Genomic DNA, 13574 nt, shown 5'->3' with positions numbered 1-13574 from the left:
ACTTCTTATGACAAAGACAGCAGAATGGTATCAAGGAAAAGCCGGTCGGGCAGAACATTTGGTCTATTTAAATAAGGAAGCCAAAGAGCTTGAGAAACTGATTCAAGGTGACAAAACAATGATTATTCGGGGGGCAGCCGGCAGAAAATCACCTTTAGGAGGAAGAGCCAAAATCAACGATCTTGTTTATTTTGTGGAGACCGGCGGCGATTTGACCATCACTCATCGGGGCATCATTGCCAACGTGATTGAATCTGAAAAGATGACGAAAGAAGAATCCATAGATTTTGTTAAACGCTATGAAAAAGAGTTGAATTTATCGAAAAAACAAGTCGATCGATGGGCAGGGAAAAAGTATCTAGCGGTCTATGAAATCGCTGAATTAGAAGAAATAACACCATTTCAGTACAATCGTGAAAAAAATATGGATGATTGGGTCATTACAGATGATATCAACAAAATCAAATTGTAACGTAGCGAAAACCTTAAAAAACGAAGCGCAAAGGAGTTGAGTGGAAGGATGGAAGGCAAAAAGCAATTGTTTCGAGACAAAAACGTGAAACCAACAGAGCAGCTGATTTCAGAATCTCTGGATGAAGGATATGTCATTTATCAACGTTTTATCGAAACCCTTGAAAACGAGGGGATCTCTCTTATGGATTGGCGCTATTACCAAGATGGAAAAGCGTGGTTGTCAAAAGGCGAATACAAATGGACAACGACTCGTGGAACGAATAAAGTGAAACCAATTTTTTGGCTCTCGATGTGGGAGGGCTTCTTCAAAGTCTCCTTTCACTTTAGCGAGAAAGTCCGAACACAGTTATTGTCTTTACCAGTCAGCGATGAGACAAAGGAAACCATTCTTAAGGCGCCAACTAAGGCACGAAAATGAAGTTTTTTTCTGTGATTTTTGATGTCGCTAATCCATCACTCTTTGAAGATATCACCGAATTGATCGTGTTCAAAAAAAGTAAATAAAGTAAGAGTATGTTTATTTAACTTGGATAGTCTGATTTTATTACATCTATCAAAAAGGAATCTTTGTTATAGTTTACCCATTTTTTAGGTTAAGAAAAGTAAAAGTCAATCAGAAGACTCTAAGTTTATCGCCTTTCCTCTGATTGGGTTTTAATATAAGTAACTCTTGGGAAAACCAAAGCTAATTTTGATTAGATTATCGGATAAAATTCACAATGAAATAAATTTTACTCGCTAAATATGCTATTATGGGTAAAATATGCTTTAATTACTTTTGAATTGATGGAAGACACATTGGAAAAGGAGAAAAGACAAATGACTATTCAACGAATCACAGCTTGCGTTCAAGTCAAAGGAGACTATCAGAAGTGTTATCATTTTTATACGGAAAAAGTTGGTTTGGTACCAACTTATGGCGATGAGTCAGGTCCTTATACAAGCTTTGCATCGAAGAAAGAGGAGGCGCCTTTTTTTGGTATGTTCCAAGTGGATGCCGTGATCGATCAAATGGAGGGCTATCCGATTTCGGATAATCGGATTTCATCTGATACGCTTTCGGCAACGTTTCACACCACGGATTTTGAAGAAGATTATACGAGAATGAACAATGCTGGTGTAGTGTTTGAAGTGAGTAAAACCGTTTTGGGGGAAGGGGACCAAGCTTTTCATATTGCCTATTTCCGCGATCCAGAAGGAAATTTGCTAAGCTTGGAGGATGGCGGTGTCTAAAGAGTTCACATTCAAAAAGAATCAGAAAAAAACGTAAAGAAAGATTTATCTCATAATTGTTTTGAGATAAATCTTTTTTTATTTGAAATCATTCCTCTATAAAGCGTTCCTTCATCCGCTCCAAGAAAAGTCCAGAGGCTTTTGAAAAAACTTGGGTGTTCTTCCAAATGACTGCAAGATCTGATTCAAGAGTGGGACTCAATTTTCTAAAGCATAAAGGACTGTCAGGGGTGAAGTTGATTAATTTGTCGAGGGTCAATGCATAGCCGACGCCTTCTTCAACCAACTTTGACGCATTGTACACGAGATTATACGTGGCAACGACAGTCAATTTGTTCATGTCTTTTTTCAACCATTTAGAAAGCTCACTGCTGACCAGACTTTGTCGTGAAGTAATCAAGGGAACCTCCCAGAGATCTTTTGGTGTAATGACTTCGTTGCTAGCAAGGGGACTGTCTTTTCGCATCAAGACGCCCCAGGTATCTCTGGCAGGTAAGCGTAAGGAATGGTATTTTTTGACGTCGACGGGGCTGATCACGACGCCAAAATCCAACAATCCTTTGTCCAACCGTTCTTTGACCTCGTCAGCATTGCCGCTAAATAAATGAAATTTGACGTTAGGGTACTCAACTTGAATCTCCTTGATGATTTTTCCCAACAGCTGGATCACGTAGGTTTCTCCAGCACCGATCGACACGTTACCGGTAATCGTATCTCGAGGTGACAAAAATTCAGAACGGGTCTTTTCTAACAATTCTACAATTTCTTCCGCCCGCTTACGAAACAAGACGCCATCTTCCGTCAGCGTGATTTTGCGATTGCCTCTGGTGAACAGCGTGACACCTAATTCTTTTTCTAACTCCATTAACTGTCGTGACAGGGATGGTTGCGAGAGATGCAGATGTTTTGCGGCAGCTGAAATCGTTTCTTTTTCTGCAACTGTTAGAAAGGTGGTTAAACTTTTTAATTCCATAGGTCTATACTCCTTTTTCTATGCTATATATGAATAGTTGGGTATTTGATATTAGTATTTTACATAGAAAGATGCTGCAAGTACAATAGGTTTATCCAAAAATAGCTCAAGCGATCAAGAAAAAACGATCATCCAGACCTTGATCAGTTGAGAAACATTGGAGAATCGCCCTAAGGTACAGGATAGTTGACCGAGAAAGAAGGCGAATGAAATGAAAAAATGGCAAAAGAAGGCCCTTGTGTCTTTAGTTGTGCTGGCACCTTTGGTTTTAGGTGCTTGTAGCAGCAATAATGATGAGACGAATGAAGAGCCGCAAGCCAGCTCAGGAGGAGAAACGATGACAGAAAATGTTTCATTGACAGATGAATGGGATAAAGTTTTCCCAGAAAGTGACACGGTGAATCACCGAAAAGTGACTTTCCAGAATCGTTACGGGATCACTTTAGTTGCGGATCTTTATGAACCAATTGATGCGCAAGGACCACTTCCAGCAATCGCCGTTAGCGGACCTTTTGGAGCAGTCAAAGAGCAGACATCTGGTCTATATGCGCAAACGATGGCAGAGCGTGGTTTTGTTACGATCGCTTTTGATCCGTCCTATACAGGTGAAAGCGGTGGCGAAACACGCTATGTGGCTTCCCCAGACATTAATACAGAAGATTTTCAAGCAGCCGTCGATTTTCTATCTGTCCAAGAAAACGTAGATGAAGAAAGAATCGGTTTGATCGGGATTTGTGGCTGGGGTGGTCTAGCTTTGAACGCCGCAGCCATCGATACCCGTGTGAAAGCGACTGTTTCTGCCACCATGTATGACATGTCGAGAGTCAATGCTCAAGGGTATTTTGATGAAATGGGGGCTGAAGGACGCCATGAATTGCGCCAGCAGCTGAACGCCCAACGTACAGTTGATTTTGCCAATGGCAGCTACGAACGAGCAGGTGGGGTACCAGATACACTGCCAGAAGATGCGCCGGTCTTTATGCAGGATTACTTTGATTATTACAAAACAGAACGAGGCTACCACGAACGTTCCTTGAACTCTAATGATGGTTGGAATGTCACGTCTTCGCTGTCATTCTTAAATATGCCACTTTTGTCTTACATTGATGAGATCCAAAGCGCCGTTTTATTGCTTCATGGAGAAGAAGCCCACTCACTTTACTTCAGTCAAGACGCTTTTGAGCAATTGCAAGGTGATAACAAAGAGCTGACAATTATTCCTAATGCTTCGCATGTTGATCTATACGACCAAACAGAGGTGACTCCTTTTAACCAAATGACCGAATTCTTCCAAGAGCATTTGAATTAAACCGCAACAACCAGCTGCACGACTGTTCAGTCCCGTTTCCTCTGCTGAGCAGTCGTGTTTTAGAAAATACGCATTCCGTTGCCCGCCGCTACATCGAATCATCAGCAGAAAGGAGCGAGACCATGCTGATAAAAATCATCCCTGCTGTCTTGCTGTTCCTACTAAGTGCCTGTGGGACAAGTGGAACAGAGGAGAGGCATGCGCTGTCTGCCAGCGAAACTTCCTCTGAGGCAAGTCAGGATCATGATCAACCGACGATTGAATCACAAACAGCTGTCGTCATTACGGTTGGTCAACAGGATTTTATAGCGAAGTTTTATGAAAATGAGGCGTCTGAATACCTAATGAATCAAATGCCCTTCACGTTGACAATGAGTGACTTGAACAACAACGAGAAATATTATCGTTTTTCTGAGAATTTGCCAGAAATGACTACAGAACGGCCGGAGATCATTCACGCAGGAGAAATCATGAGCTGGAATAGTCATACGTTGGTGCTGTTTTATCAGACCTTTACCAATTCTTATGGTGGCTATAGTCGTATCGGCGTGATTGAAGATCCAGCAGGATTAAGGGAAGCATTGGGGGGAGAAGACGTGGAGGTTGTCTTTTCGCTAGAAAATACTCGTGAGTAACGAATGATTAGGAGAAAAACAAATGACGATCGATCAATTAAACAAAATTATGGCAAGTGGTGAACCCTTACTTGCCGGTTCGCAAGCTTCAAAACAAATGATGGCTTTGAGTGCTGAGGCGAGAAAATTGACCATGAAAATCAATACGGTTTATCATGAACCTCATGAATTACAAGAACTTTTTGCTCAATTGACTGGGAAAGCAGTTGAACCGACATTTTCGCTTTTTCCGCCTTTTTATACAGATTACGGCAAAAACATCCGCATTGGTAAAGGGGTGTTTCTTAACGCCGGTTGTCATTTTCAAGACCAAGGAGGGATCACGATCGGTGATGGTACCCTAATAGGGCACAACGTAGTTCTAGCTACCTTGAATCATGGCCTTCACCCTGAAGATCGTAGTACGCTTTATCCAGCACCCATTACGATTGGGAAGAATGTCTGGATTGGCTCAAATGCAACGATCGTGGCTGGTGTGAACATCGGTGACCATGCAATCATTGCTGCTGGGGCAGTGGTGACCAAAGATGTCGCTGAGCGCACGATCGTGGCTGGTGTACCTGCAAACTATGTCAAAGAGGTCACTGAGTAAGCACAATAGCAATGAGTAAGAAAAAAACTGCTGTTCGCCTTGTCGCTTTTGAAGCGATGAAGACGAACAGCGGTTTTCTTATTCTTGAGGCGGCTCGCTCGTATTGGAACCGGCGAAGTTTTCGATCAACGATTTCACATCCAGACCGAGGGTTTCTTTCAATGTTTCTTGTGTGGTCGACAAAAGATTGGTGGCGTAATTGGTGACACGATTGGCACCGCCGCCTTCACCTGATCCTGTATCAACGACCGAAATTTTATCGATATTGCCTAATGGGGCGGCAGCCTCTTTGACTAATTGCGGCATGATCTCAACGATCATGCTAAGGATCGCTGCTTCATCATATTTCTTGAAGGCTTCAGCGATTTTTTCCTTCGTTTCAGCTTCCGCTGTTCCTTTCGCCAAGGTCGTCTCGGCTTCTGCCAAACCAATCAGACGAATCTTATCGGCTTCAGCTTTTGCCAACGACTCTGTTCGAAACTGCTCAGCTTCAGTGGTTGCTAACGCAGACGCTTTTTTCGCTAATGCTTCTTGTTCAAGCGCATAACGATCGGCATCGGCTTTTTTCTTGATCTCAGAATCAAATTGGCGTTCACGACGCAAGATTTCTTTTTCTTCCAATTCGATTTGTTTTTGTCGTTCAACGACTTCGACTTCAATCTCTTGTTCTCGGACTTTTTGTTTCATGATGGCACTTTGCAGATGATAGGCTTGATCGGCATCGGCTTTGGCGATGTCTTGTTCTTTCTTATATAGCGCCAACTTCAATTCTTTTTCCTTCAATGCTTCAGCGATTTCGGTCATGCGTTTTGATTCCGCTGTTTGCGATTCTTGTTCCGATTGGGCTTTTTTGATGCGGGTTTCTTTCAGCGCTTCAGCTTCCGCAATTTCAGCATCCCGTTTGACTTGGGCGATTCTAGGTTTTCCAAGAGAATCTAAATAGCCATTTTTGTCTCGTACTTCTTTGATCGTAAAGGAGACAATGATCAAGCCCATTTTCGCTAGATCGACAGAGGCCACTTCTTGCACGCTTTGGCTGAATTTGTCGCGATTTTGATAGATTTCTTCGACGGTCATCGAACCAAGGATCGAACGCAGGTGACCTTCCAAGACTTCTCGTGCCTCATTTTCTAATTCTTCACGGGTTTTTCCTAGAAACTGTTCCGCTGCCGTTGCGATTTCTTCCACGGATGAGCCGATCTTGATAATGGAAGTTCCATCACACATAACGGGAACTCCTTGTTCCGTATACACTTCTGGTGTTGAAACATCTAGCTTGCTTGAAAGCAAGCTGATTCGGTTTGATCGTTGGAACACTGGCAAAACAAAGGCTCCGCCACCACGCACGATTTTGATTTTGTTATTGCTCTCATCCGCATGAACATTTTTGTTGCCAAGGTAACTTCCGCTAATAATCAACGCTTCATCGGGCTTGGCTGTTTGATATTTCGTGACAAAGATGATCAAAAGCATCAGTAAAATGAACGCCACGATTGCGATCGGAAAGACAATTGGTGATAAGAAAATATCCATAGATGCACCTCTTTAGTGATTTATTTTAGTTGTCCAAAAATTTTTCTGTATAGGGAACGACGTAGCAAATACGCTCTTTGACTTCAATAATCAACACTTTTGATCCTGCTGCTAATGGTTCATCGATAGGTTGAAAAGCCGAGGCTGGACGATTACTTGAACCAGTGACACTTGTGAGTTGAATTTCACCCATTCCTTCACAAGGAATCGGCGTCAGCACCGTTGCGATTCGACCTTCAAAGTCTTTCTCGGAACTCGAAAGCGTCGCTTCAGCATTCCTCATGGGAATCAGCACGTAAAAATTCAAGAGAAAAACGAGCCCTGTAGAAAGACAAGCGCTACCAATGAAAAGCATCATCGAATAGCCTGGGAAAATAGTTTCCCCTAAGTAACCGAAAAGACTCGTAAAGGCAAACCAGGGGATGATCAACATCGGATCAATTGGACCATCAAAATCGAAGATATCGCCAAACAGAAGCAGCAAAAAGGCTAAAATGGCACAGCCAATCAATACATACAAATAAATCTGATCAGGTGCATAAGTGTGCAGCACGTATCCACCTCCTTTCAAATAGAGTGATTTGTAAGAACAATGAAAGCTAAGAAACAATCGAAAGAAGAACGAGGGAAGGAAAAGAACGGAATAGGTATTCTGTTATAATTATACCAATAAATAATAAAAAAACTTAAATAAAATAGTAAAATTGAACAAATAGTACAACAAAGGGAGGTTTATTTCTTTGAAAGAGCCGATCAAAAATCAGCTTTTTTTCATCAGCCATTGACAAACCAGGAAAATCCAAGTAGATTAAATCAGGGTACTAGAAAAAGGCAAAATTAGCTGCAGATGATTTGAATCGTAAGAGGCAGCTTTTATTTTCTATTACCATAGATCGAAGGTAGTTGTTCGCAAACATAAAAGAAGTCAGGAACACTTCTTTTCAACCGACAGTATTGCTAAGAAATAGAGGTGGAATCGATGGATCAAAAAGAAAAAATGTTAGAACTAATCAAGAAAAAACAAGGCGGCGGCCGTTCAAAAAAAATGGAATCCCCAAAAAACGATCGAAAAAACATGCGTAAAGGCCCGAAAATTTATAATAAGTAAGGCGATGCATTAGAAACATGAAATGGTTGATGAAAAAAAGAGAGAAGGACAGGATTTCTGTCTTTCTCTCTTTTTTATTTACTCTTGAGAATCCACGTACAACTCACTCAAAACCGGTAGATCATGGACTTGGTATTTTGCTTTAAAAGCTGCGATTTCTTCAGCGCTGAAGCGGTTCGGATCAAGTTTCAGTTCTTCGACAGGAAGAGGTCGTTCGTTAGCGATCTTGACATCGATCACCACAGGTCCGTTGATTTCTTTAGCTTGTGTAAAGACGGATGCTAATTCTTCTTCCTTCGTTACCGTGAAGCCTTTCGCACCTAATGCTTCCCCAACTTTACCAAAATCAGCACCGGCTAGTTGGACACCGAACTTGGTTTGCTCGGTATCTTCTTGCTCCGCTTCGATGAAGCCGAATGAGTCATTGGAAAAGACCACGTTGATGATTGGCAAATCATATTTCACTTGGGTGATGATGTCTTGCATTTGCATCGCAAAACCGCCATCCCCACTAAAGGTAAATACTTGGCGATTCGGATAGCTCAATTGAGCTGCGATCCCACCAGGTACACCATTACCCATTGTCGCAAACCAGCCAGACGTTGTAAAACGCTGTTCACCCGTCATTTCTAAATGACGGATACTGTGGATCGTCACATTACCGACATCCGTGACAAACAGAGCATCAGGAGCTGCAATCCGGTTGATTTCTCGATAGACAGGTTCAGGACGCAAAGGCTCTTGCGAATCATGGTAAAAACGATGGCGCCATTCATGCCAATTGCGACAGTTTTCTTGATTGGCTTTTAACCAAGCATCTGCAGGACGAGGGGCTGCCATCTCTGTCCATTTTCTAAGAGCAGTCGCACCATCTCCTAAAACGGAGACATCCGTCTGATGACGACGACCAAATTTCGAGGCGTCGATATCAACTTGGACAAAGTTGGCACCAGGATTGAAAAAGCGGCGGCCAAAAGGGAAGTCACTGCCGACAAAAACGATGAGATCGGCTTCTGCCAAAGCTTCATTGGCAGGTTTTGTCGCAACCCGTCCAGCAAATCCAAGAAAGTTTTCATAAAGATCAGGCACGATGCCTTTGGCTAAGACAGAAGCTGCGATAGGCATCGAGAAATGCTTAGAAAAAGCATCGATGGCATCAAAATGACCAAAGAGACCTTGTCCGATATAAAGGACGGGTTTTTTTGCTTGTTCAAAATAAGGAAGGGCAGCCTGTAAATCCTCTTCATCAGGCTGGAGAACACCTGTCTTATGATTTTTTGCGGTTGCAATCTCCTGTTCGTCGATTTCTGCAAACCCGTAATCGACCGGGATCGTTACCACAGCGACTCCTTTAAATTTGTAGGCTGCTTTAATGGCTTCGTCCACCACGTGGGGCAAACTTTCAGGGGACATGACCGTGCGATTGTAGATACTGACATCAGCGAACATCGGATTTTCATTCATTTCTTGAAAATCATTGTAGTTCATCGAGCTCGAAGCTACTTGTCCTAACAAGGCAACGACGGGCACGTTATCCATTTGAGCATCATATAAGCCATTGATCAAATGGGTGGCACCCGGACCAGCAGAACCAAAAACCGCACCGACTTTTCTCGTTAGCTTGGCATCAGCCGCTGCTGCCAGCGCACCTGCTTCTTCATGACGTACTTGAACATATTTGACCGATTGCCGTTCATGGTACAAAGCATCCATCGTTGAGTTGAAAGATCCACCGGGGATTCCATAGATATGGTCGATGCCCCAAGCTTCAAAAACCTTGATCATTGCTGTACCAGCATTGATTTTTGTCATTTTCTTCACTCGCTTTCTCTGTTGTCATTCGTTCTCTTTTAAGTATAAACGTTTCTCAAAAAGACAACAAAGAATGCGCCTTCTGTCACAAGGCGCAGTGAAAGACTTATTTTAGGAAATGAACGACTCAGTTGCGCAGCTCTTGCACGAATCGGCTGGCGATCTCTTTTGGTCGGGTGATGGCACCACCAACCACGATACCCGTCACACCCATATCTTGGATTTTCTTTGCTTGTTTCGGGGTGTGGATCTTGCCTTCGGCTATCACTGGAACCTTTGCTGCAACCAATTGCTGGATCAATTGATAATCTGGTTCGTCATTGGTGGGACTATTCGCCGTATAGCCGGACAAAGTTGTACCAACAAAATCGACACCCGCTTCAAAGGCATTGATGCCTTCCTCATAGGTGGCGATATCTGCCATGAGTAGTTGATGGGGATAAAGAGTTTTGATTTGTTTGATAAAGGCATTGACCGTCAAGCCATCGTGACGTTTGCGCAAGGTGCAGTCCAAAGCGATCACCGCAATCTGTAAAGCTGCTAATTCGTGCACCTCTTTGATGGTCGCTGTGATAAATGGTTCTTCAGGTGGATAGTCTTTTTTGATGATTCCGATGATCGGCAGATCAACAGCGGCTTGGATTTCGCGAATATCGCGAACGGAATTGGCACGGATGCCAACAGCTCCAGCTTCTTGAGCTGCTTTTGCCAATAGGGGCATGACACCGCCGTTTTCGGTATACAAGGGTTCTCCAGGCAATGCTTGACAAGAAACAATCAACCCGCCCTTGATTTGTTGGGTAAAGACTTCTTTTTCCATTTATATGACACTTCCCATTCTACTAAAGGTTCGTTTCTCCCTTCGACTATATCATGAGGTTTTTTGCTTGTAAATGAATCAACACCTCTTTGAATCAAAGGCAAGACATTCAAAAAACGTGCAGCAAGCATCATTGTCATGGATACTTGCTGCACGTAACGAATAGGCTAGGCAGATTTTTTATTCTGCTTGTTTTGACGTGCATTGCTTGAACTTTTCAAAATCGATCGTTTGATTAGCAGGCAGCACTTCGTATTGCAATCGTTCTGTTTCTTCATCGTGAATGATATGGAGGATTTTTCCTTCGTCATCTACTGGTCCCAGACTGATGATCGTAAAGCGTTCATTGATGACTTCTAAATTTTGTAAAACCCCAGAAAACACTTTGCGAATATGATGGGCGGTCTTGATTTTTTTGTCCGCTTTTTCAACAGCCTTGGCCAACGTAAAGCCTTCATCTAAAAACGTTTTGATCATTTCCACTTTGACGACCGTGGGCAGTCGGTATTTTCGAGGGGCATTTTCTTCTTGTGGGACCGATTGAATAAATCCTTTTTGTTCCCAATAACGCAATTGGCGAGGGGAGATATCACACATTTGGCTAAGTTCGCTGATGCCGACCAACAAGTTTTCATTATCAACGAGTTTTCGAAAAAGATGAGACATACGGACTCCATTCTTGTAAAGGTATTTGTTAATATTGTAACTTGTTTTACTTTTATGTCAAGTAGGTTGACAAATTTCAGGGAAAGATTTAAAGTAAAGAAGGTTTTATGAAAAATATACTGAAAAGAGTGTGAAATATGTCAACGAGTCGTCCTTTAGATATCTACGGCAAACCTTACAACCGTTCCTTACTGGTCATGGTTTTGCTGATCGGTACGTTTTGTACTGTTTTGAACCAAACATTGTTAACAACGGCTTTTCCAACTTTGATGGATGCCTTTGACATCTCAGCATCTGATGTCCAATGGCTGACCACTGGTTTCTTGCTGGTCAATGGGATCATGATCCCGATCACCGCATGGCTGATCAACAAGTTCAGCTCGAGAAGTCTTTACTTAACGGCAATGAGCATCTTCCTTGCTGGAACGATCGCTTGTTTTGCTGCACCGAACTTTTCTACATTATTGATTGGACGCTTAGTGCAAGCTGCCGGTGTAGGAATCTCTATGCCGCTTTTGCAAAATATCATGTTGTCGATCTTCCCACCAGAAAAACGCGGTTCAGCCATGGGCATGTCAGGAATCGTTATTGGGTTGGCACCAGCCTTAGGCCCAACGTTATCTGGTTGGATCATTGATCATTATGACTGGCGTTATTTGTTCGGAATGGTCATTCCGATCGTCGTTTTAGTCTTAGTCTTAGCGCTCTTTCTAATGAAGAGTGTGATTGAATTGTCGCATCCGAAAATCGATCTGTTCTCAGCGATTTTATCAACCCTTGGTTTTGGTACATTGCTCTATGGCTTTTCAAGCGTCGGCGACAAAGGGTGGGGCAGTATGGAAGTAATCGGTTTTCTAGCAGCCGGTGTCTTTTTCATTGCTTTCTTTGCATGGCGTCAATTGCACATTGAGCATCCGTTCTTAGAGTTGCGCGTGTTCAAATCAACGACCTTTACTTTGGCGTCGATCCTTTCAGGGGTCACGAATATGGCGATGATCGGTGCTGAAATGGTTCTCCCATTGTATATCCAAAACATTCGTGGTGAATCAGCGTTTCATTCAGGATTGATGTTATTACCAGGTGCGTTGATCATGGGGATCATGATGCCGATCACTGGTGCGATCTTTGATAAGTATGGTGCAAAACGTTTAGCGATCACCGGGATGTTTATCTTGACTGCCGCAACCTTACCATTTGCTTTCTTAACAAAAGATACACCGATTTTGCATATCATCATTCTTTATGGGATTCGGATGTTCGGGATCTCAATGGTGATGATGCCAGTAACGACTTCAGGAATGAATGCCTTACCTGGTCATTTGATCAGTCACGGTACCGCGGTAAACAATACGTTCCGTCAAGTAGCCAGCTCAATTGGTACGGCTATCTTGATCAGTGTCTTGACAAACGTCACCAAGGGCAACTTGCCAAGTGATTCTTTGCTGGATGCAACGCCTTTGGCATACAAAGAAAAAGCAATTGAAGCGACTTTATCTGGCTACCATGCCGCCTTTTATGTGGCAGCGGTCTTTAGCTTCTTAGGATTCTTGATCGCCTTCTCCTTAAAGAAAAAAGAACCACGATTGACGGTTCTTGAAGGAGGTGCGGACAAATGATCTTGCTTTTGATCGTTCTTAGCGTGTTAGGGTTTGCGGTACTGAATGTCTTTGCCAAAAACAAGCTGCAAACAGGTTTATCATTGGTCTTAGGTCTAGTCTTCGTGGCAAGTGTCGTCGCATTGATGGCCAATTTGACCTATCATTTTGGAATGGAAAAAGAAACAACTGCTAAAACAACCCCGCTGGTTTCTAGTGCCGATAACGAGAATTTTGATTTGCTATTGTATCAGCCATTAGGAGATGGTACGGAAAAAATCTACCTATATAAAACGGATGCTGATCAAGAGGAACCCAAACAAACCGGTACTGATAAAGTGACTAATGTTGTGGAAACAGGGGCTGATTCAGCTCAATTAGAAACAAAAACGACGCGCTGGGTTTATAAAAGTGACCTATCACGCTTCTTGTTCGGGATCGCTGATAACGATGGCCAATATGTCAGCCGTACCAATACGTTCTCATTGCCAGATTCATGGGAAGTCTTGAGTGTGGATCAAGCAAAAAAACTGGCTTCTTTAGCGAAAGAACAAGCGGACACCATGAAAACACAAGGACAAGCGTATGTCCAAGAAAAAATGCAAGCTGCATTAATGGCTGATCCAACTATGGATGAGGCAGCCCAAAAAGCAAAAATCGCTGAATTGACAGAAGCTTATCAAAAAGAAGCGATGGCAAAACTGCTGGAAGAAGCAAAAAAGTAAAAACGAGCAGATAGTCAGGGGAGGGAAGAATCAAATCGGATTCTTCTGTCCCTTTTTTATATGGAACGTGATACTTTTGAAAAACGGCTGCCACCAAAA

The 13574-nt window shown here is 42.8% G+C and carries 15 protein-coding genes; 9 read left to right on the top strand and 6 right to left on the bottom strand.

Going from position 1 to position 13574, the window contains the following annotated elements:
• Window positions 1-7: 7 nt before the first annotated feature.
• The 3 genes from IGI71_RS09600 to IGI71_RS09590 all read left to right on the top strand — a co-directional run bounded on the left by IGI71_RS09600 (window position 8) and on the right by IGI71_RS09590 (window position 1707).
• Entirely contained in the window at window positions 8-472 is a 465-nt protein-coding gene (locus IGI71_RS09600; protein WP_015509866.1) for a hypothetical protein, read from the top strand.
• A 48-nt stretch (window positions 473-520) separates the two neighbouring features.
• Window positions 521-892 (top strand): DUF3788 family protein, encoded by a 372-nt coding sequence (locus IGI71_RS09595; protein WP_430615538.1) that lies wholly within the window; start codon window positions 521-523, stop codon window positions 890-892.
• Window positions 893-1293: 401 nt separating this feature from the next.
• Window positions 1294-1707 carry a VOC family protein gene (locus tag IGI71_RS09590; protein WP_034858575.1) on the top strand — a complete coding sequence of 138 codons (414 nt, stop codon included), beginning with the start codon at window positions 1294-1296 and terminating at the stop codon, window positions 1705-1707.
• Window positions 1708-1795: 88 nt separating this feature from the next.
• Here IGI71_RS09590 and IGI71_RS09585 read toward each other — a convergent pair whose 3' ends face one another.
• A complete protein-coding gene (locus IGI71_RS09585) occupies window positions 1796-2680 on the bottom strand; it encodes a LysR family transcriptional regulator (protein WP_115232435.1) in 885 nt (294 codons plus the stop codon).
• 211 nt (window positions 2681-2891) lie between these two features.
• Here IGI71_RS09585 and IGI71_RS09580 point away from each other — a divergent pair, with 211 nt between their 5' ends.
• From IGI71_RS09580 to IGI71_RS09570, 3 genes are all read left to right on the top strand, one after another.
• Window positions 2892-3989 carry an alpha/beta hydrolase gene (locus IGI71_RS09580; protein WP_430615534.1) on the top strand — a complete coding sequence of 366 codons (1098 nt, stop codon included), beginning with the start codon at window positions 2892-2894 and terminating at the stop codon, window positions 3987-3989.
• 122 nt (window positions 3990-4111) lie between these two features.
• The gene (locus IGI71_RS09575; protein ID WP_016611102.1) at window positions 4112-4624 is read left to right on the top strand and encodes a cyclophilin-like fold protein; all 513 of its coding nucleotides are present in this window, start codon (window positions 4112-4114) and stop codon (window positions 4622-4624) included.
• Between the two features lie 22 nt (window positions 4625-4646).
• A complete protein-coding gene (locus tag IGI71_RS09570) occupies window positions 4647-5216 on the top strand; it encodes a sugar O-acetyltransferase (RefSeq protein WP_153884054.1) in 570 nt (189 codons plus the stop codon).
• A 78-nt stretch (window positions 5217-5294) separates the two neighbouring features.
• Here the strand turns inward: IGI71_RS09570 and IGI71_RS09565 are convergent, their stop codons facing one another.
• Both IGI71_RS09565 and IGI71_RS09560 read right to left on the bottom strand, forming a co-directional pair.
• Entirely contained in the window at window positions 5295-6749 is a 1455-nt protein-coding gene (locus IGI71_RS09565) for a flotillin family protein (RefSeq protein WP_005230116.1), read from the bottom strand.
• Window positions 6750-6774: 25 nt separating this feature from the next.
• Complete coding sequence (locus IGI71_RS09560; RefSeq protein ID WP_016611105.1) at window positions 6775-7320, bottom strand: NfeD family protein; 546 nt, start codon at window positions 7318-7320, stop codon at window positions 6775-6777.
• A 408-nt stretch (window positions 7321-7728) separates the two neighbouring features.
• On the opposite strand from IGI71_RS09560, the gene IGI71_RS09555 reads away from it, so the two are divergent.
• A complete protein-coding gene (locus tag IGI71_RS09555; protein WP_005236316.1) occupies window positions 7729-7857 on the top strand; it encodes a hypothetical protein in 129 nt (42 codons plus the stop codon).
• A gap of 78 nt (window positions 7858-7935) precedes the next feature.
• Here the strand turns inward: IGI71_RS09555 and spxB are convergent, their stop codons facing one another.
• From spxB to IGI71_RS09540, 3 genes are all read right to left on the bottom strand, one after another.
• The gene (gene spxB / locus IGI71_RS09550) at window positions 7936-9669 is read right to left on the bottom strand and encodes a pyruvate oxidase (protein ID WP_413153807.1); all 1734 of its coding nucleotides are present in this window, start codon (window positions 9667-9669) and stop codon (window positions 7936-7938) included.
• Between the two features lie 127 nt (window positions 9670-9796).
• Entirely contained in the window at window positions 9797-10489 is a 693-nt protein-coding gene (locus IGI71_RS09545; RefSeq protein WP_115232428.1) for an N-acetylmannosamine-6-phosphate 2-epimerase, read from the bottom strand.
• A 180-nt stretch (window positions 10490-10669) separates the two neighbouring features.
• On the bottom strand, window positions 10670-11155 hold the full coding sequence (locus IGI71_RS09540) for a MerR family transcriptional regulator (RefSeq protein ID WP_005230125.1): 486 nt from the start codon (window positions 11153-11155) through the stop codon (window positions 10670-10672).
• Between the two features lie 137 nt (window positions 11156-11292).
• On the opposite strand from IGI71_RS09540, the gene IGI71_RS09535 reads away from it, so the two are divergent.
• Window positions 11293-12771 (top strand): MDR family MFS transporter, encoded by a 1479-nt coding sequence (locus IGI71_RS09535; RefSeq protein ID WP_010749631.1) that lies wholly within the window; start codon window positions 11293-11295, stop codon window positions 12769-12771.
• Window positions 12768-13475 carry a DUF4811 domain-containing protein gene (locus IGI71_RS09530; protein ID WP_005230129.1) on the top strand — a complete coding sequence of 236 codons (708 nt, stop codon included), beginning with the start codon at window positions 12768-12770 and terminating at the stop codon, window positions 13473-13475. The genes IGI71_RS09535 and IGI71_RS09530 overlap by 4 nt, the downstream gene beginning before the upstream one ends.
• Window positions 13476-13574 lie beyond the last annotated feature (99 nt).

Origin of the sequence: Enterococcus sp. DIV1279b, assembly GCF_050531515.1 — a bacterium.
GTDB lineage: Bacteria > Bacillota > Bacilli > Lactobacillales > Enterococcaceae > Enterococcus_D > Enterococcus_D casseliflavus.
This window is presented reverse-complemented; position numbering and strand designations above follow the sequence as displayed.

Coding starts and splice junctions, on each gene's coding strand:
- IGI71_RS09600 (WP_015509866.1), top strand. CDS start 8: ATGACAAAGACAGCAGAATGGTATCAAGGAAAAGCCGGTCGGGCAGAA.
- IGI71_RS09595 (WP_430615538.1), top strand. CDS start 521: ATGGAAGGCAAAAAGCAATTGTTTCGAGACAAAAACGTGAAACCAACA.
- IGI71_RS09590 (WP_034858575.1), top strand. CDS start 1,294: ATGACTATTCAACGAATCACAGCTTGCGTTCAAGTCAAAGGAGACTAT.
- IGI71_RS09585 (WP_115232435.1), bottom strand. CDS start 2,680: ATGGAATTAAAAAGTTTAACCACCTTTCTAACAGTTGCAGAAAAAGAA.
- IGI71_RS09580 (WP_430615534.1), top strand. CDS start 2,892: ATGAAAAAATGGCAAAAGAAGGCCCTTGTGTCTTTAGTTGTGCTGGCA.
- IGI71_RS09575 (WP_016611102.1), top strand. CDS start 4,112: ATGCTGATAAAAATCATCCCTGCTGTCTTGCTGTTCCTACTAAGTGCC.
- IGI71_RS09570 (WP_153884054.1), top strand. CDS start 4,647: ATGACGATCGATCAATTAAACAAAATTATGGCAAGTGGTGAACCCTTA.
- IGI71_RS09565 (WP_005230116.1), bottom strand. CDS start 6,749: ATGGATATTTTCTTATCACCAATTGTCTTTCCGATCGCAATCGTGGCG.
- IGI71_RS09555 (WP_005236316.1), top strand. CDS start 7,729: ATGGATCAAAAAGAAAAAATGTTAGAACTAATCAAGAAAAAACAAGGC.
- spxB (WP_413153807.1), bottom strand. CDS start 9,669: ATGACAAAAATCAATGCTGGTACAGCAATGATCAAGGTTTTTGAAGCT.
- IGI71_RS09545 (WP_115232428.1), bottom strand. CDS start 10,489: ATGGAAAAAGAAGTCTTTACCCAACAAATCAAGGGCGGGTTGATTGTT.
- IGI71_RS09540 (WP_005230125.1), bottom strand. CDS start 11,155: ATGTCTCATCTTTTTCGAAAACTCGTTGATAATGAAAACTTGTTGGTC.
- IGI71_RS09535 (WP_010749631.1), top strand. CDS start 11,293: ATGTCAACGAGTCGTCCTTTAGATATCTACGGCAAACCTTACAACCGT.
- IGI71_RS09530 (WP_005230129.1), top strand. CDS start 12,768: ATGATCTTGCTTTTGATCGTTCTTAGCGTGTTAGGGTTTGCGGTACTG.